Genomic DNA, 19,016 nt, shown 5'->3' on the forward strand with positions numbered 1-19,016 from the left:
CTGCTTGTACGTCAGAACTGAACTGCCTGGGGATTGCGAGCCGACGTGTGGATAAGGTTGACCCCTCCGGTAAGAAAAGTGGTTCAATGGAAGCCATGGTGTCAACTCCGCGACTGCTTCGGCCTCGAAACCTCTACCGTCCTGCCCCAATACTCGACGCTGGCCAACATGAGGTGGTCAACCAACCCGCTGGACACGGCCCGCTGATGGTGCTGGGTGGGCCAGGCACCGGAAAAACCACCACGGCTGTCGAATACGCCGTCTCAAAGATCACCTCGGGTGTTGCCACCAACGAGGTCTTGTTCTTGACGAATACCCGTACCGGGGCGGCACAGCTTCGCGACTATCTCACGGCACGTCTTAATTACGAATCAGTTGATTCACGTGCTGAGACACCGGTGCGCTCGTTTTCCTCATATGCTTTTGACCTGATTCACAGGATACGAGAAGCAGAAGGTGCCACTCCGCGCCTGCTGGCCGGTGCCGAACAGGACCGGCTGATTGCGGAACTGATCGAAGGCTACGTCACGGATCCACAGCTGACTATCGAATGGCCAGACAGTTTGAAACAGGCCGTGGGTCTGCGTGGATTGCGCCACGAACTGCGCGAACTGATTGACCGATGTGCTGAATACGGTATTGAACCCGGGGACCTCGAAGTCTTGGGCCGCACAAAAGGGCGTACTGAATGGGTTGCTGCTGCAACAATCTTGCAGGATTATCGCGATGTGTTGGACCTATCCGGTGCTGATGCCTATGACCCCTCAGGTTTGATCACCGCAGCGGTCAAGCTGTGGGAAGCCAATCCCGATTTCGCGGCTGTGGAAACACAACGCATCAAACACATCATTATTGATGACTTCCAAGATGCCACCCCAGCCATCCACCGGCTGATCCAACTTATCGGAGCCAACCGGGATGTCCTCATCACCGTCAACCCAGACACCACCGTCCAAGGATTCCGCGGTGCCCGCCCACAAGCATTAGTGAATTGGCCAGAGATATTAGCCCCTGATGCCACCACCGTGACCTTAGAGAAGGGATATCGGCTCGGTTCATCACTGCACGGCGCCTATCAGCGGACTGTGGGACGAATCCCTGCCATCGGTGGCCTGCCGGATGCCCGATCACATCTCAGCGCGGCAGCTCATGACGACGCCGTCACAGTTCACCGATTGGCATCACCGGTCCAAGAGCACCTGTTTATCGTCCAACAGATTTTGGAATTGCACCACCGACATGGCGTTGCATTTGAAGACGTGGCAGTTCTTGCTCGCACCTCTGCCAAAGTCGCTGAGGTCGCTACCGCGCTTGAAACCGAAGCGATTCCAGTGGTTCGGTCGATTTCCGAAGTCATGCTCAACCAGCAACCGGCCGCAGCGCCCTTACTCGTGCTCACCGCAGCAGCGGATGCCGTTGCACACGGCGGTGCCGAAACCGCCACCGGACTAGAGCCTGCAGACTTACATTGGTTGATCACCGGACGCTATGGCACCTCTACGCCGGTGGAGCTGCGCAATCTACGTCGTCGTCTTCTGGCAGTGGAACGCGACGCCGGTGGCACCCGTGATTCCACACACCTGCTTGATCTATTGGTGTCCGACACTGATCGGGCCTTCGAACTTCTTGCACTGGACGCTGATCAGCGTATGCCGCGGTATGCAGCCGGGGCAGTACGCATCGGGCGCATGCTGGCGGCCATGGTCAAAGCGACCATCGAAGAGCAGGCCTCTGCTGAAATGGTGTTGTGGGCAGGGTGGGAGACTGCCCTACCAGATGTCGGCGACGTGTGGGAACAGCAAGCGTTATCTGATGATCCAAACGCATCGGTTCGTGCCAACCGCGACCTTGATACGGCTGTAGCGCTTTTTGAAGCAGCTGAACGTTATGTCGTGCAGTTCCCGGGTCAGACCGCCCTTGGTTTCACCCAGTATTTAGCAGAACAAGATCTGCCTATGGATACCCTCTCGGCACGTGCCGGTCAGTCAGGGGTTTCTGTCCTGACACCAACGACAGCAGCCGGACGTGACTGGGACACCGTGTTTGTCGTCGGGGTTCAAGAAGGCGTTTGGCCGAATACACGATTGCGGGGGCAGCTATTGCACACCCAAGAGCTTGTCGAAGAAGTCACTGGCACCGCCGGACAACAGCTGATTAACGAGCGCATCGCTCAGGTACGTCACGATGAGCTGCGGACTTTTGCTGCGGCAATATCACGGGCCTCCCGTCGGCTGATTGGTACCGCTGTTGCCGACGCGGATCACCAGCCGTCGATGTTCATTGATCGTCTTGACCCGTGGAAACCTACCGACGATGAACCCGTACGTCCATACACAACGGTAGCGACCCCGCTCACGGCTGACGGCTTGGTGATCCACCTGCGCCGGACCTTGGAAGAGACCGAACGAAACCTCCTCAGTACTGTCGACCCCGTCGAGGCAGAAGCGCTTGAAACCCGTGGCGATCAGGCCGCCAATGCGCTCGCAGTACTAGCCGATGGTGGGATTGGCACCGCTGAACCAGGCCATTGGTGGGGACTAGTCGACCTATCAACGACCGCACCAATTCATGGTGTCGATGAACACGGCGTTCCCAACCGAGTGCGCCTGTCGCCATCAACGGTGGAGACCGCCGTTGAGTCGCCGTTGCAATGGTTCATCTATCAAATCTCCACCGCTGGAACCCACCCTGCTGCAGCAACCGGAACCTTTATCCACGCGATCGCTGAGAAGTTCCCAGATGCCTCCGTGGCCGATATGTTTGCAGAACTCAAAGAAAAGTTCCCCGTGCTTGCGGCCGAGGCTGGAATTGCCCCCGGCTGGGAATACGACGCCCTATATGCTAAAGCACAACGCACCTTGGAGTATTACTATGAGTATGTCTCCGGTATGCGGGCAGGTTATCAGACCGGTCGGGGCAAGACCGCTGAAGCCTTTGGCCCCCGCCAACTCGTTGACACTGAGCATCGTGTGACTGTGGACATGGACTTTGACGAGGTTCAGGTTCAACTCAACGGTATTATTGATCGGGTCGAAGTCGACGCCCAGGGCCGCCCTTACGTCGTTGATCTGAAAACCGGTGCCTCGCAGGTTACGGGTGCTCGCCTGGCACGACTGCCGCAATTGGGTGTCTATCAGGCCATGGTCAAAGCTGGTGCGCTGCAAGATATCGTGCCGAGTCGTCAACCCGCAGGTGCAGCGCTGGTTCAACTGGGCACAACGAATAAGTCTGTCAATATTCAGCCCCAAGCCCCGTTGGATGACGGTATGACCTGGGCTGAACAAGACATTGCCGATGCCGCCCGCTGGGTGCAAGGGCCATACTTCTATACAGTGCACGATGCTGATGACTGCAAGCTGACCACACTGTGCCCCATCTGTAAGGAAGGACAACAGGTAACCGAATGGCTGATCTAACGTGGGGACATGCACCGCGCTACACCGCACGCGAGCTGACGGATCTGCTCGAAGACCACAAACCCGCCGACAAACGCCTGTATCCAACGGACGAGCAAACCGCGATCATTGAGGCTGGACCAGATCCGCTATTGGTTGTGGCGGGTGCAGGCTCTGGCAAGACGCACACGATGACTGACCGAGTCATTTGGTTGATCGCCAACGGTTATGTTCGGCCCGAAGAGGTCCTGGGGGTGACCTTCACCCGCAAAGCAGCCGGTGAACTGGAAACTCGCATCAACACTGCCATTGAACGGTTGGCTGCACGTGAAGACATCGAGTTGGACTTCGATACCACCGACATCGGTCAAGCCACTGTGACCACGTACCACTCCTATGCCAATACTTTGGTCGCCGACCATGGGCTACGAATCGGGGTCGAACCGGATTCTCGACTTATCGGGGAAGCCGAGACTCACCAACTGATCACCGAAGTCGTTCGGGAACACGACGCCGATATTGACCTCTCGGATGTTGACTCTGAAGATTTAGCTACCAGTATTGCCGCCGGCGTGCGCGACAGGCCGTTGTCCTCGACGATTAAAGCTGTTTCCAAACTGGCCGGTGACTGCGCGGAGCACCTCGTAGAACCAGGCCAAGTCAAACAGGCTCTGGCAGAGATGTTCACTTTCGGGCAGGGGCTGCCCGAAGGCAAATCCACCGCTAGCACCAACTCGATCTTCACCAGCCTGAAGCTTCGCAGCAAAATCGCCGACATGGTCACCGATTACCTTGAGCTCAAAAAGGCCAGTAACGTCATGGACTACGGCGATCTCGTGCGCTATGCCGCCTTGATCGCCACCCAGTTACCCGAAGTGCGGGCCATCGAACGTGAAAAATATAAGATCGTCCTCCTGGACGAATTCCAGGACACCTCGCATGCCCAGCTCAAGCTGTTCTCATACCTGTTCGGCCGCGCCGACGGTACCCAATCTTCGCACTCAGTGACTGCAGTTGGCGACCCGAACCAATCGATTTATGGATTCCGTGGTGCATCGGCAGGACAGCTATTTTCATTCGTTGAAGAATTTGGCGCCCAACAACTGGTTCTCACTACCGCATGGCGGAATAGCCGTGGAATCTTGGACATGGCTAACCATGTAGCACAACCCTTACGTGAAGAAGCCGACACCGGCCATATCATTCCTGAACTCCAAGCCAGACCAGGGGCAGGAACCGGAACCGTGGAGCTGAACTGGTTTGGCTCGGCTGATGAAGAAGCCAGTGATCTGGCCAAGCGCATCCAAGAGCTCGACGTCGTCGATGGCACGACCACTGCTGCTATTTTGTGCCGTACGAAAAAACAATTCGACCCCCTGATCGAAGCACTCGAAGCCCGTAGCATCTCTTATGAGGTAGTTGGCCTAGCCGGGCTCTTGACGATTCCCGAGGTCATCGAGATCGTTGCGATCCTGAAAGTTTTGGCCGAACCCCAAGAATCCGATGGCCTACTGCGATTGCTAACGAATGCTCGCTGGCGCATAGGTCCTGAGGATCTGTGGGTCCTGAACCAGTTCGCACGAACCCTGGAATATCAGACGCGCAATGATCCGCTGGATGCTGACACCTCAGCGCTTGAAGATATCGATCATCCCTCTATGGTCAGTGCCTTGCTGCGCTTGCCCAAGGACAACTGGGTCAGTAGCCGAGGCCAAACGTTCAGCGAAGATGGTTTCCAACGACTCCACACAGTTCGGCTGTTGATCAGTGACCTGATGCGTCAAATTCACTTGCCCATCCCAACCCTGATTCGTCACATCGAAAACATCACGGGTCTAGGGGTCGAAGTCGGGGTTCGCCCCGGTCATCAGTCCGTTGAAGCACGACGCTATTTGGATGAGTTTTTGCGCATCGCCGAAAGCTTCCAAGCCTCGGCGGACCAAACCCGGACCCTGGACCTCATCACATTCCTCACGTGGCTTGAAACCGCCGCTGAAGAAGAAGACGGGCTGGACATGCCACCCGAACAGCCCAAACCCGGTGCGGTTCAAATCATGACCATGCACGCTTCAAAGGGCTTGGAATGGGATGCCGTATTTGTTCCAGGGCTGACGCAAAATACTTTCCCTGGTAATAAAGTGGATCTGTGGACCAGCACCAGTCGAGGCGATCTGCCTTGGCCATTGCGGGGAGACTGCGCCACCCTTCCGTCATGGGATCAACAATTTGCCGGTGACCGCCGCGAGTGGGCAGGACTATCCGGGGTGGACACACTCACAGCAAAGATGGCCGATGAGCTGTCCGAAACGCATGGCCGTGAGGTGCTGAGTCTCAAACAAAAGGTCCAACGCCACGAGTTGGAAGAAGCACGTCGCCTTGCGTATGTGGCATTTACCCGAGCCAAAGATCTCTTGTGGGTCTCTGGCTCATATTGGGAGGGTACGTCGAGCCGTCCTCAAACGATGTCTGTCTTTTTGGAAGAGATGGTGGCCTACGACGAGCATTATGGCCTCAACCAGAAAGCTCACTGGGCCGAAGAATTCCCGGAAGAAAATCCTCGCCGGGCTAAGGCACTGGTAGCCCAGTGGCCTTTCGATCCGCTTGATGGGCCGGTGCATTTTCAAGTGGAGGCCCGCGACGACGGCAGACTGCCGGAACCAACACAAGCTTCCATCCAGGTGCGTAGAAGCCACCCACGTAGAGAAGTTTTGACTCGTGCCGCGCAGCGCGTTCGGCATGCCACCGGGGCGCCCATCCAGCTCGACGAGGATCTGGCCCAACGCATTGATTGGGTGTTGGACCGAGCAAATATGCCGGTCACCCACGACGTCCCGATGCCAGAACACATTTCTACTAGTCGCTTTGTTGAACTGGCACATAATCCGGATGCGGTGGCACGTCAGATTCGTCGACCTATGCCGCAGCGTCCGACTGCTGCTGCACGAGAAGGCACACTTGTCCACGAATGGATTGAGCACTTCTACACCAAGAACCGGCCTGGGCTGACGCCGATGCTGGATATTGAAGATACCGAAGTCTTAGTGGATGCCGAATGGGATGAAGTCACCGGTCTTGCTGAGCTGCGCGAAAAATTCGAAGTCTCAGATTGGGCGGAAAAAGCACCTGTCATGATTGAGGCCGCGGTGGAAACCTCTGTTGCTGGGTTGACGTTGCGTGGGCGTATTGACGCAGTGTTTCGTCATGGGGGAGACCCAAATATCGAATTTGATCCCGAAGCGCGGTGGGAGCTGGTGGATTGGAAGACAGGGCGTGTCCCAAGCGACGCGGAAATGCCGCACCGCAGTCTCCAGCTGGCGATTTACCGGCTTGCATGGTCGCGTCTGCACGGCATTCCGCTGGAGAATATCACTGGAAAATTTGTGTACTTAGCTCACGGGGTTGAAAAGACGCCTCAAGACTTTGCTAGCGCAGCCCAACTGGAGAAATTACTGGCTGCTGCATTTGGTGACGAGGACTAATCTTTGCGCAGGTTTTCCTGCACGACCTTCCAGGATATGGGTTGAGTGTCGTCGTCCTCTGCTGTGGGCTGGGGAGCATCGTGACGAACGATCTCCCCGGCATCCGTTAACGAGTGGACAACCAGTTCAGCCCCGCCGTCTTGACGATCAGCAGTCTGGGAGTCTTCGATGGGCTCCGTCTGCTCGTCATCATCGGTATCAGGTTCTTCGTTATCTCCTGGGACCTGGTCAACATCAGAGGCGGTCCCTTGTGCTTCAGTTGACTCCACATCAGTGTCAGTTTGCACGTCATCTGTGTCGTCGTGGTCTTCTTCCTCGACGGTCTCGACTGGCGCGGACTCGGATGGAGCTGCCGGCTCGGTGTCAGAGGCGTCTTCGTCACTGATCCCCACGGGTTCTGCAGTGGCGACTGGCTCCCAGAATTGCTGGCCGACATCGTGGCCACCCGTGTGGTCGATGTCAGCGGCTAAATCTTTAAGCATTGACTGGGCTTCTGCGATGACTGCGTCGTCAGAGGCATGGATCGCAGACATGAGGTATTTGCCCAAGGAGAATTCAGCAGCCAAAGCGGCACGACGCATCAGATGCAGATCGACCTGGTCTGCGGGCAGCTTCATGTGTCGGTGGTAGGACGAGATGACAGCATCCCGAAACTCGATGGACCCTGTCGAAGCAAGCCACATAAAATCACGGGCCGGATCGCCAATGTGCAGATCGGTCCAAGCGGTAACTCCTACCGCCCGGTTCCGGTCAATTAATAGTGAGGTTTCATCAAAATCCCCGTGGACCACTCGGGGTACGAACGTCCACATCTGGCGTTCTTCAAACGCATTTTCCCAGCGACGCAACAGGTCTGCAGGGACCTTGCCTGTGAGCGCCATTTGATCAAGTTCGGAGAGCATCCGGGCCCGTGACTGCTCGGCACCATAGGCCGGTAAGTCTGCGGTTTCGACAACAGCACTTGGAAGTTTGTGAATTGCTGCGATGATCCGGCCGATGTCATCAATGGTTTGTGTTTCAGCCTGGGTGATGGTGGCCAAATCAATCGGAGCACCGGGCATTTGGTGATAAATGAAGGTCCGTAGTCCATCAATTTGCACCGCACCGGCAACTGAAGGCACCCGGAACGGCAGATGTGCCCTGATGGCAGGGGTAAACCCGGATAGCACTTGGATCTCGGTCTCTAGACGGAATGCAGCCTGAGAATGGCGAGGAGCACGTACGCGCCAGTGATTATTATCCGTATCGGTCACGATGGCTGAGTCAAAGGCTCGCGGGTCGTCAGGTGACGCGGCGGCTTGGACAATGTCAAGCCCCGGCATGGCGGCCGAGGCCAGTGCTGCTAGTTCCATGGCGGTACGTTTCATCACATCTACCTTACGCGGGATCGCACACGGTTGGTGTGCACGGCCATGGTGAGTCGAAAAACTTCGAATGCCGACTAAGCTGGAATCCATGGATATGCTGCCCGCTCTTGGACGATTGCCCCTAGCCCGTGACGATGTCGATCGGGGTACCGAACTTCGTGATGACGAGACATTATTGTCTGAGCTGTGGGAGCGTCCCAATACCCGGGTTCTGTGGTTGCACGGTCGAACAGCCCCCGTCTTTTCGGGCCAGATCGTCCTTGCAGCACCCGATGGTGATCTTCCTGACGACGCAGTGTATCTGGGACGTTCGGCGCATCACCGGTCTCAGCACAGTCAATTCGTTGAACCTGCTGCAGAGCATGTAGAAATCATCTTATTGGTCGCCAATTCAGACACTGCTGCACCAACACTGCAGGACCCAGAGACCGGTGGTGTCAGGGTTGAACACCCCGACTACGTCGAGTGGCTCGGTGTCTTCGATATCGCTGCCGGACTTGATGATCGCGACGTCGGTATCTTCGTATCTGCTGTGGCCATAGCAAACTGGCATAAGGTCAATAAACACTGTCCGCGCTGCGGAGCAAAGACCCAATATAAATCTTCAGGTTGGGTGCAGGTATGCCCAGAAGATGGCTCCGAACACTTCCCGCGAACCGACCCCGCCGTCATCATGCTTATCACCGACCCCCAGGACCGCGCCATGTTGGGCAATAATAAAGCGTGGGGAGATAAGCGCTATTCTGCTTTAGCCGGCTTCGTGGAACCCGGAGAGTCGTTGGAAGCGGCAGTCAAGCGTGAAGTGTATGAAGAATCCCAGGTAGTTGTAGAAGGCGTGAAGTACATGGGCTCTCAACCGTGGCCTTTTCCACAATCATTGATGCTGGGGTTCATTGGCCATACAAGCCGTCCCGAGGATGCCTTGGCCGATAAAGAAGAAATAGCCGAAGTGCGGTGGTTTACTCGCGATGAATTACGCGAGGAGGTTGAAAATGGACGGATGTTCATTCCCGGTGCCTCCTCGATCGCCCACCACCTGATCAGCCACTGGTACGGTGGACCCTTGCCACAACCCAGGACTTTAGAGAATTAGATTGCAGACTCCAGAAGACATCCTCGCCGGCCTCGACACTGAACAACGGCAGGCCGCCACCGCGTTGCGCGGCCCAGTACGAATCCTTGCCGGTGCGGGAACGGGTAAGACACGGGCCATCACCCACCGGATTGCCTACGGCGTAGCCACGGGTGTCTATAACCCGTACAACATACTTGCCGTGACCTTCACCGCACGAGCTGCCGCAGAAATGCGCTCGCGACTCCGGGATCTCGGTGCCCATGGTGTTCAAGCCCGGACTTTTCACGCCGCAGCTTTGAGCCAGTTACAGTACTTCTGGCAGCACGCTGTCGGCGGGGATATGCCCCGGCTGGTCGATCATAAAACCAACCTCATCATCGAAGCGGCCCAACGGTTACGGATGAGCACCGACAAAGCCACCATTCGAGACCTCGCCGGCGAAATCGAATGGGCAAAATTCAACATGTTGACGCCGCAGACCTATCACCAGCAGTCGGCACATCGCACTATGCCAGCCGGCTGGGACTTGATTGCGGTAACCCGGTTATTTCAAGCCTATGAGGATCTGAAATCCGATCGGGGATTGATCGATTTTGAAGATGTGCTGTTGATCATGGTGGGTATCTTAGAATCAGAACCTCGTATTGCCGCTACGGTTCGTAAGCAATACCGAATCTTCTTGGTGGATGAATTTCAAGACGTCTCGCCATTACAGTACCGATTGCTCAAAGCCTGGCTGGGCGACCGGGATGACGTATGTGTCGTGGGAGATACCTCGCAAACCATCTACTCCTTTACCGGAGCCACCGCAGATTACTTACTGGACTTTGGTCAGGAATTTCCCAACTCGACTCAGATCAAACTCATCCGAGATTATCGTTCCACGCCGCAGATCGTAGATCTGGCGAATCGATTGCTGTTGGAACGCACGAAAGCACACCGGTCGGGCATGCCGCGGTGGCCTGAACCCCTGGAACTGTTGTCGCAACGCGAGTCTGGCCCAGCTCCTGTGTTTGCAGAATGCACTCATGAGCAAGCTGAAGCCGAATGGGTTACCGAACAGATTCAGCAGCTGTTGGCTGCGGGCCATAAAGGTTCGGATATCGCCATCTTATTCCGGACGAATGCGCAGTCGGCAAACTTTGAACAAGTGCTCAGTAATGCCGGAGTTTCGTATCAAGTGCGCGGTGCTGAACGCTTCTTCAACCGTAGAGAAGTCCGTGACGGCATCTTGCAACTCCGCGCAGCGGCAAAATCTGCTGAGGGAGTGGCCGGACGTGATGTGGTCGCTCGCATCAAAGATGTGTTGGCGTCTTTGGGGTACACGCCGGCGGCTCCGCAGCAGTCGGGTGCGGTGCGTGAACGCTGGGAATCGCTCAATGCCATAGTGAACCTTGCCGAAGATCTGGTCGAGGCACGAGGCGACCAAGTCACCTTAGACGTAGTCGTTGCTGAACTAGATGAGCGAGCTTCCCACCAGCATGCTCCGGTTATGGACGGCGTGACGCTGGCATCGATTCACTCGGCCAAGGGGTTGGAGTGGGACTCGGTATTTCTTGTAGGACTGACTGAGGGACTCATGCCGATTAGCTTTGCAACGGATGACAAAAACGTTGACGAAGAACGACGGTTATTTTATGTGGGTATTACCCGTGCAAAAACACGGTTGTATTTGTCCTGGTCGCTCTCCCGGTCTGCAGGAGGACGGGCAAGCCGTCGTCCGTCACGATTCCTCCAGGCGATTAGGACGTCTACGATGCAGCAGTCATCAGGTACAGCCTCCGAGCCTCGCAAGCGCGTACGGGGAGCGAAGGTCGCGAAATGTCGTACCTGTGGGGCCGTTTTATCGAACGGTGCCGAACGCAAGATAGGACGGTGTGAGAACTGTCCGCCCACGTACGATCAAGATGTTTTCGACAAACTCGTTGGTTGGCGCAAAGCGGTTTCATCCGAAGACAAGGTACCGGCATTTGTTGTCTTCACTGATGCCACTTTGGTGGCGATCGCTGAAAAGATGCCCACTGATTTACAGCAACTTCGACAGCTACCGGGTATCGGCCCCAAAAAATTGGAACGTTATGGCGCCGATGTGCTGGCGATCTTAGGTTCGTGAAGTGCGACGCAGCAGCCCGTGAGCGGCTCAATCGTAAAGGTCTGCACCCATCCATTGGCTAGATGTACTCGAGTGAATGTGTTGAGGTGTAACCCAGGGACGAGACCGTATTTCGTTTTGGGTACCTGATGGCGTAAATGCTGTGAATCAATCATGGTTAGAACATCTGTTGCGATGAGTCCTGCAACAAGATGCGCTCCGGCAACTGTCTCAATGCCACCGCGATTCTCATAGAGTGCGCTGGCACGTTGTGCACGTACAGCATTGGAGCTGGCATCGTCTAAACACAACGGACAAGCTGTGGCTTGGGGGACTACCCAGGGACCAATGTCGATTTCGTCGTCACGAATCACTACGGCAAGATATGGATGCCGCTGCTGTTTTGCTTGGGCAATCGTTTCGGCATGGGCTGCACCTAATGTAATATGCACGGTTGCCAACGTTGAAAGTTCTGGTTGTTTCAACCAACCGGTGGGATGGACTACTGGGCGTTGAAGTTTCGGATTACTGGCCGTTGCCACAGCTAAAGAACGCACCTGTCCGATGTCTTCTTCCGCCAGCCCGGTGCCGACATCTGCCGACGTTACTCGTGCCGAATCCCAAACATTGAGGTGGCCAATGCCAGAATCCCGCAATATTCTCGTCAGCACCGTACCAGTTCGACCCAATCCGAAGATCTGCAGGGATGCACCGTAGCGTTGGGTCTGAAACTGTTGCCGGTCTTGTGCGGCCAAACCGTGTAATTTACCCCGGGCAAATACGGGGGTGACGCAGCGTAAGCCAGCCAGACTACCTCGATGTTCCGGGTCTTCGCTTCTGACAAAGAACTCCTCCGTTGGTGTCGAGACCAGGACGGGACGCAGCCTTGTCAGCAGCACGTGACAATCAAATTCGGGGACCTGACATTGCTGGGCCGCATGATATTCGTAGCCGTCAATAATGCCGATGCGTAATGCATCGATGAAATCAGCCACGGGTTTGGTCACCCCGGTGAGTTCTAATGCCCGAAAACCTGATCCGAGTTGAATGTGGCTCTCCGACACGTAGGTGATCGACAGGCCAGGATTGATTTGCATGGTGACTCCTCAGCGTTGCAGGGTGTTACCATGATGTGCCACCGGTGGACATTCTTGAGCGGGTTTTCCACAATATTCACTGGACACCAGTGATATCCACATCCAAACACTGCTGTGGCCCGAGGGCCGTATCAGTGCGGCAGCATGAAGGGCATGAACACTATTTCAACTTTAGTACGTGAGAATATCCAACAGTTGTCCGGCGGTCGTATCGCATCCGTGGTGGAAATTGACGGGGAGCCCATTCGGTTAATTGCCTCTTCACGCCGTCGGAAGACGATTTCAGCTTCGGTACGAGACGGAATGATTCAGCTGTCTGTGCCGATGAACATGCGAGACGCCGAGATCGTGAGCTCTGCCCGCAGTTTGATTGCAAAAATCAAAGCCCGTCAACGCCGTAGCAACCGATTTCAATCAAACCCGGAATTGTTTGAGCGAGCTGTGCACTTGGCCCGAGTCTGGCTCAAGGCAGAAGTCCGTCCCACATCGGTGGTTTGGTCAGATCGACAAACCACGCTATGGGGATCGTGTACCGCGACCACCGGGGCAATACGGATTTCTACCATGCTTCGGGGTATGCCCCAGTGGGTCATTGACGGTGTGCTGGTCCACGAACTAGCGCATTTAAAATACGCCGGCCACGGCCAGGAATTTCAGGATTTTACTCGCCGCTATCCCAGAATGGCCGAAGCCGACGCCTTTTTAGACGGAGTTGCATTTGCTCAACGCCGCGGTGACGATACGCCGTTTCCAAATGCCTACGACTAGTTTTCGTCGAAGCCACCTTCGAGCAATTTCTTGAGGTCGTCATCGAGACTTGCAGACTGTTCATCAGCAGTCTTACGTCGTTTAATGTAACCCTCGGGATCATCAAGGTCTTCGTTGGTTGGCAACCGGAGCTGTGATTCCCAAATCGCGTCGCGGTATTTTACACCTTCGGCTTCTTGGATGATCGTCCAGAGTTTCGTGGCGTCATGGAGACGGCGCGGACGGAGATCTAGCCCAACCAACGAGCCGAAGGCGTGTTCGGCCGGTCCACCCGCTGCACGACGACGGTTGATCATCTCGCGTAGGGCTTCAGCCGACTCAAGTGGTTTGGCGGCTTCTGTTACAACCACATCGACCCAGCCTTCGATGAGGGCCAAGAGGGTTTCGAGTTGATCGATGGCAGCCTTTTGAGCTCCTTCGGGCTCGGGGATAAACATCGAACCGGAAAACATCTGATTCATGGACTCGGGGTCCATTGGGTCAAGTGTTTGGACGGCATCTTCGATAGCCGAGACGTCGATGCTGATACCGGCGGCGTACTGTTGAACCATGGCCATCAAGTCGCGGGCAAGCCATGGCGAGTTGGCAAATAACCGCATGCGAGCGGCTTCACGCAGAGCCAGGTAGATGCGCACCTGATCGGCTTCAACCGATAGCCCGTCACCGAATTCCTCAATGTTAACTGGCAGCATGGCCATACGTTGTCCCGCGATTGGGAAGCCAGTGTCGGTACCGGATAGAACCTCTTGGGCTAGTTCACCAATGGCCTGGCCTAATTGCAGCCCAAACATCGACCCGCCAAGGTTCTTCATCATGGGCTGCATCTGACCAAATGCTGCTTGGAGTTCTTCTGGAAGTTGTCCCGGGAGCTGCTCGGTGATTGCTCGGGTTAGTGCTTCGGATAAGGAGACCGCCACCGGTTCGGTCATTTCTCGCCAGTTCTCCATGGTCGCTTCGACCCATTCGGCGCGTGACCACGCGACGATGGGTACATTAGCGGCTTCAATGGTCGTGGCTTGATCGAGCCAGGCGTCGGCCACCCGTAAGGCGTCGTCAATTTCTTTGGCGGCAAAAGAGCCGACTGACGGATCTTGGCCGGCAATGGATTGTCGTGCTGTTTGTTTGGCTAGGTCCCATTTCACCGGGCCATCGTCATCCGAGGATGCCATCATGGACTGGAACTGCGCCATGATGTTTTGCATCATCTGTGGATCCATCATTGAGGGATCAAATGGCATGCCGGACGCACCGAACTGTTGCATGGCGCGTTGGATTTCTTCGGGATCAGGAGCGTTGTCGCCGAACATGCGACGGAACATCTCCTCCATTGGATCTTGGTCATCACCGTTTGCTGGACCTTGGTTGCTCATAACACTCCACGTTACTGTAGCGACGGGTTGAAAAAATAGCCTTTGTTAGCTTTGCGCTGAGTGAATCTCTAGCGCTTCTTGTTCACGTTTTGCTTGCCGTTTGGCCAACGTTTCAGCAGTGCCTTCCGTCATACGATACAAGACCGGAACGATGACCAGGGTAATTAGGGTTGATGCGATCAGTCCACCGATCACAGCGATGGACATCGGGGCGGACACGAAACTGGATTGTCCGGCTAAGCCGAGAGCTGGTGGGATCATCGCGCCGATGGTCGCAGCGGCCGTCATAATGATTGGCCGGACACGGTTCTGTGCGCCAGCGATGATCGCCTGATCAAGGTTCGCATCTCGTCGTCGATATTGGTTAATCAAGTCCATCAACACAATCGAGTTGGTCACCACAATACCAATGAGCATCAGCATACCCACCAGGGTTGTGGCTCCTAGCGGAGTATCGGTGACTAATAGGGCCAGGATCATGCCGGTGGCACCAAAGGGGATCGCAACCAAGAGGATCAACGGTTGTACCAGAGATTTCAGCTGCCATACCAACACGACGTAGATCAAGAGGATGGCTGCGGCCATGGCCAGAGCCAACTGCTGGAATGTCGTATCGATCTCCTCGGCCACACCGGCTAATTCGGTTTGTACACCTTCGGGGAGCTCTGCGTCGTCAATGGCTTGGGTCAAAGCAGCGGTCGTTGCGCCGACGTTATCGGTGGAAGCAGGAGTGACCGAGATGGTGACCGTGCGCACCGCATCGATGGTTGCCACCGACGGGGCGATATTGACGCGATTGACTTCAGCGATATCGGTCAGCGGGATGCCGAAGAGATCCAAATTTTCGATGTCTTCAACAGTTTCCACGGTTGCTGCCGACTCCATATGCACGTTGAGTTCAGCGTCATCGATGGTCACCTGGGCGACGGGGAAATCGGTGGTGTGGGACGCAATCAGCCCCATCGCTTCGGGCACGGTCATACCGTACTGGGCTATCTCATCTTCCAGGGGCACGATCTCCAAGGATGGTTGAGCTGCCGCGTAGTCGGATTCCACGCGTGCGACGTCGTCGAGCTCCTCAAAAGCTGCACTGAGCGTTTCGCTGGCCTCGGCGAGATCGTCGTCGTCGAGGGCATCGAGCCGAACATCAACCGTGTCGGAGCCCATCAAGGCGCCGCCGGCTTCCATCTGGAACTCGCCAATGTCCGGGTTGTCTTGGAAGTAGGTTTCCAAGGTTGTTTGGATATTGGTTTCAACTTCGGCCTGATCGGCAGCGGGGTAGGTGATCAGGGTCAGCGACGCCTGATTGGGTCCGGCCCCGCCCATCATGGATTGTCCACCAATATCGGTTTGGACAGTTTCGACCTGTTCGATCTGGGCCAGTTCATCCTCGAGCCCCTGGGCCAGTTCTGAGGTGCGCTGCAGGGAGGAACCCTGTGGTGCCTTATAGGTCACCGTGTGCATATTCATTCCGGTATCGCCCAGAAGATTAACCTTCAGCGCAGGCACCAGTGCCAACGACCCGGCAAATACCACGAGTGCACCCAAGGCGGTGATCCAACGGGTAGCCCGAGATTTGATGGTCCAGGCAATAATGGGGCGGTAGAGCCGGGAAAGCCAGTTGGCGGTCACGCGGATATCGGTGCCGGGCATTTGGTGAGCGTCAGCACCGCGAATGCGCTGGTTACGCATAAACCAGTAGGCAAGGACCGGCACAATCGTCAGGGCGATCAGGGTGGAACCGATCATCGCCAGCACAACGGTCAGGGCGAAGGGCCTAAAGAGTTCTCCGGCGAGTCCTTCGACCAACAAGATCGGCACGAATACCATCACGGTGACCACCGTCGAGGAGATCACTGCCGCCGAGACCTCAGCGGTTGCGCGGGTGATCGTCTTACCTTTCGTTTCACCCGGTGGTGCTTGGCGTAGGTGGCGCATGATGTTTTCAATGACCACAATGGAGTCGTCGACCATACGACCGATCGTGATCATCAGCCCGGCCAAGGACATCATGTTCATCGTGGTGCCGGTGGCTAACAAACCCACGAAGGCAAACAGCACCGACAACGGAATGGTAATACCCGTGATGATCGTGGGGCGGATGGATAACAGGAAGACGAAGATGACCAGCACGGCCAGCATCAGGCCCCACATGCCCTCGTGGGCCAGCCCGGCAATAGCGTCTTCAATGAACTCGGCTTGGTCGAATACGATCGTAAATTCGGTTCCGGAACCCATTTGCACGGCGGCTTGATCCATGACGGCGTGGGCGGCTTCAGACAGTTCAATGAAGTTGGCACCGTGCGACGGGAGCACCAGCAGCGTGATCGAGTCGTTGCCGTTGGTCCGTGAAATTGTTTCGGCTTCTGCTTGGGTTCGTTCGATATCGGCAACCTCAGACAACTGCACTGGTTGCTCATCTTCAACCGCCAATAAGGTTGCAGCCAGGTCATCGACGTCGTCGAAGGCCTTGCCAATGGAAATATCAAGGGTTTCGCCATCGTCGGTGATGTTGCCGCCGGGCAGGACCACTCCGGCATCTTCTAAGCCATCTACAATCGCGGCACGGTCCAGGCCGTGTTCGGTCAGGGCGTCGTCGTCGGGATCAATCCGAACGATTTCTTCTTCAACACCAAAGAGTTGGACCTGAGCGATGCCAGATATATTTTCCAGATCGGATCGAGCGGACTGGTCGAAACGCTGATTGAGCTCGCCGGGGGATAGCTCCGAGGACATGGACACCACCATGGCCGGAATACTGGCCGACCCACCCGTCAAGGTGCGGGTCGTGGTGCCATCGGGCAGTTGCTCTTCCAGCGTGTTCAAAATGGTGTCGGTCTGTGATGCGGCACGGAAAATATCGGAGCCGTATTCCATCTCCAACATGATCATTGAGAAGTTCGAGCTGGAATTCGAAGAAGTAGAGGTGACATTATCGACGGCGGTCAGCTGGCGTTCAATGGGTTCGGCCACCTGCTGGGCCATCTGTTCGGAGGAAGCCCCGGGGTTGGTGGCGGTCACAGCAACCGTGGGTAACTCAACCGGTGGGATCAGCTCACGCCGTAGCATGTTAAGGGAGATAAGCCCCAGTACCATGATGACAATGGTGACCAGGGCGATGAACGCACGATTTTTCATGCTGAGTTTGACGAGCCAGTCCACGGTGGTCCTTTTAAGAAACGGGAAGCCAGAAAATGCTGGTCTCAATTTACCCTAGTTAAGCTAGGAAAACTCAATCGATCCGCGAACGAAAGCGATATATGGACGTCAAAACAACACTGCGGGCCCGGGCAAGACGCGTGGGGATCGTGTTGGCTATTCTGCTGCTGGCCACATTATTTATCCCCACCCCGTATACGATCCAATCACCGGGTCCCACGTTTGACACCCTGGAGCAGGTCGATATTGAGGGCGAGACCCTCGACATGATTGAGATCGACGGCGCCCAAACCTATCCCACCGATGGACAGTTGGATCTCACCACGATTTCTGTGTCTGGGCCGCCAACGTCCACCTCGACACTGCTTGAAGTCCTCTATCATGCAGCACAGCCGTATCCGGCGATTACGCCGGCGGAACTATTGTATCCACCGGAAACTACCGGTGATGAGGTTCGCAGCCAAAACGCTGAAGCGATGGCAGATTCGCAGTCCTGGGCGGTGGCTGCTGCTCTGGAGCATTTGGGGATTGACTACCAGCAACGCTTATTCGCTTTAGACTTTGCTGAAGACTCTCCAGCCGCAGAGTTTTTGGAACCCAATGATGAAATCATCAGTCTCAATGGCACGCAGATTACCGGTCACGGGCAGTTAGTTAACACAATTCAAGAGGCCAACGGTCAACCGGTGGATCTGCGGGTGCGTCGCAACGGTGACGATCAGACCTTCACCATCCCGGTGAACCAAGCCGAGGACGGGACCTATCAGATCGGCGTGTACCTAGATTCAGAGTTTGTCTTCCCGATTGACGTTGAGATCCACTTACAAGACGTTGGGGGACCCTCCGCCGGTTTGATCTTCACCCTGGCGCTGATCGATCGGATGACCGAAGACTCGGTCACAGATGGTCGCCACATCGCCGGGACCGGCACGATAGACCCCGACGGCACTGTTGGCCCAATTGGTGGAGTACAACAGAAAGTCATGGCGGCAGCCTCGGCAGGGGCCACCATTTTTCTGGCTCCTGACATGAACTGTTCAGAAATTACGCATGTCCCAGACGGCATGACCGTTTACAGTGTCGATACACTGGACACAGCACTTGAAATTCTGGATGCGCCAGCAGGTGAAACAAATCACGCCACCTGTTCGTGAGCTGGCATTTCGATAGAATTTCACTAATTTGTAATCAAACGAGTCGGGCATAGCCCGCAG

At 55.8% G+C, this 19,016-nt stretch carries 10 protein-coding genes; 6 read left to right on the forward strand and 4 right to left on the reverse strand.

Annotation, left to right across the window (positions count from 1 at the left end; genetic code table 11):
- Nucleotides 1-47 precede the first annotated feature (47 nt).
- Together A6F49_RS13995 and A6F49_RS14000 are read left to right on the forward strand one after the other, a co-directional pair.
- Entirely contained in the window at nt 48-3,416 is a 3,369-nt protein-coding gene (locus A6F49_RS13995; protein WP_150119507.1) for an ATP-dependent DNA helicase, read from the forward strand.
- Complete coding sequence (locus tag A6F49_RS14000) at nt 3,404-6,874, forward strand: ATP-dependent helicase (protein ID WP_043058581.1); 3,471 nt, start codon at nt 3,404-3,406, stop codon at nt 6,872-6,874. Before A6F49_RS13995 ends, A6F49_RS14000 begins: the two co-directional genes overlap by 13 nt.
- Here A6F49_RS14000 and A6F49_RS14005 read toward each other — a convergent pair.
- Nucleotides 6,871-8,241 carry a phosphotransferase gene (locus A6F49_RS14005; RefSeq protein WP_052504973.1) on the reverse strand — a complete coding sequence of 457 codons (1,371 nt, stop codon included), beginning with the start codon at nt 8,239-8,241 and terminating at the stop codon, nt 6,871-6,873. The genes A6F49_RS14000 and A6F49_RS14005 overlap by 4 nt on opposite strands.
- A 67-nt stretch (nt 8,242-8,308) precedes the next feature.
- Here A6F49_RS14005 and nudC point away from each other — a divergent pair, with 67 nt between their 5' ends.
- Both nudC and A6F49_RS14015 read left to right on the forward strand, forming a co-directional pair.
- Nucleotides 8,309-9,334 (forward strand): NAD(+) diphosphatase, encoded by a 1,026-nt coding sequence (gene nudC / locus A6F49_RS14010; RefSeq protein ID WP_052504972.1) that lies wholly within the window; start codon nt 8,309-8,311, stop codon nt 9,332-9,334.
- Between the two features lies 1 nt (nt 9,335).
- Complete coding sequence (locus tag A6F49_RS14015) at nt 9,336-11,429, forward strand: ATP-dependent DNA helicase UvrD2 (RefSeq protein ID WP_043058580.1); 2,094 nt, start codon at nt 9,336-9,338, stop codon at nt 11,427-11,429.
- Here A6F49_RS14015 and A6F49_RS14020 read toward each other — a convergent pair.
- Nucleotides 11,393-12,505 (reverse strand): ubiquitin-activating E1 family protein, encoded by a 1,113-nt coding sequence (locus tag A6F49_RS14020; protein WP_043058579.1) that lies wholly within the window; start codon nt 12,503-12,505, stop codon nt 11,393-11,395. The genes A6F49_RS14015 and A6F49_RS14020 overlap by 37 nt on opposite strands.
- Nucleotides 12,506-12,658: 153 nt before the next feature.
- Between A6F49_RS14020 and A6F49_RS14025 the strand changes: the two genes are divergently transcribed.
- Nucleotides 12,659-13,273, forward strand: a complete 615-nt coding sequence (locus A6F49_RS14025) for a M48 metallopeptidase family protein (RefSeq protein ID WP_052504971.1) — start codon at nt 12,659-12,661, stop codon at nt 13,271-13,273.
- On the opposite strand, the gene A6F49_RS14030 is transcribed toward A6F49_RS14025, so the two are convergent.
- Both A6F49_RS14030 and A6F49_RS14035 read right to left on the reverse strand, forming a co-directional pair.
- Complete coding sequence (locus A6F49_RS14030) at nt 13,270-14,643, reverse strand: zinc-dependent metalloprotease (RefSeq protein ID WP_043058578.1); 1,374 nt, start codon at nt 14,641-14,643, stop codon at nt 13,270-13,272. The two genes, A6F49_RS14025 and A6F49_RS14030, sit on opposite strands and share 4 nt — an antisense overlap.
- A gap of 45 nt (nt 14,644-14,688) precedes the next feature.
- Nucleotides 14,689-17,781: an efflux RND transporter permease subunit gene (locus tag A6F49_RS14035; RefSeq protein WP_150119509.1), complete on the reverse strand. Its 3,093-nt coding sequence runs from the start codon at nt 17,779-17,781 to the stop codon at nt 14,689-14,691.
- A gap of 122 nt (nt 17,782-17,903) precedes the next feature.
- On the opposite strand from A6F49_RS14035, the gene A6F49_RS14040 reads away from it, so the two are divergent.
- A complete protein-coding gene (locus A6F49_RS14040; RefSeq protein WP_043058577.1) occupies nt 17,904-18,956 on the forward strand; it encodes a YlbL family protein in 1,053 nt (350 codons plus the stop codon).
- Nucleotides 18,957-19,016: the final 60 nt, after the last annotated feature.

It is taken from the genome of Enteractinococcus helveticum (genome assembly GCF_001657475.1).
GTDB lineage: Bacteria > Actinomycetota > Actinomycetes > Actinomycetales > Micrococcaceae > Yaniella > Yaniella helvetica.

Excerpts from the sequence above, each read along its gene's own strand:
- A6F49_RS14000 (WP_043058581.1), top strand. The coding sequence starts at position 3,404 with ATGGCTGATCTAACGTGGGGACATGCACCGCGCTACACCGCACGCGAG.
- A6F49_RS14030 (WP_043058578.1), bottom strand. The coding sequence starts at position 14,643 with ATGAGCAACCAAGGTCCAGCAAACGGTGATGACCAAGATCCAATGGAG.
- A6F49_RS14005 (WP_052504973.1), bottom strand. The coding sequence starts at position 8,241 with ATGAAACGTACCGCCATGGAACTAGCAGCACTGGCCTCGGCCGCCATG.
- nudC (WP_052504972.1), top strand. The coding sequence starts at position 8,309 with ATGCCGACTAAGCTGGAATCCATGGATATGCTGCCCGCTCTTGGACGA.
- A6F49_RS14025 (WP_052504971.1), top strand. The coding sequence starts at position 12,659 with ATGAACACTATTTCAACTTTAGTACGTGAGAATATCCAACAGTTGTCC.
- A6F49_RS14020 (WP_043058579.1), bottom strand. The coding sequence starts at position 12,505 with ATGCAAATCAATCCTGGCCTGTCGATCACCTACGTGTCGGAGAGCCAC.
- A6F49_RS14035 (WP_150119509.1), bottom strand. The coding sequence starts at position 17,781 with ATGAAAAATCGTGCGTTCATCGCCCTGGTCACCATTGTCATCATGGTA.
- A6F49_RS14040 (WP_043058577.1), top strand. The coding sequence starts at position 17,904 with ATGGACGTCAAAACAACACTGCGGGCCCGGGCAAGACGCGTGGGGATC.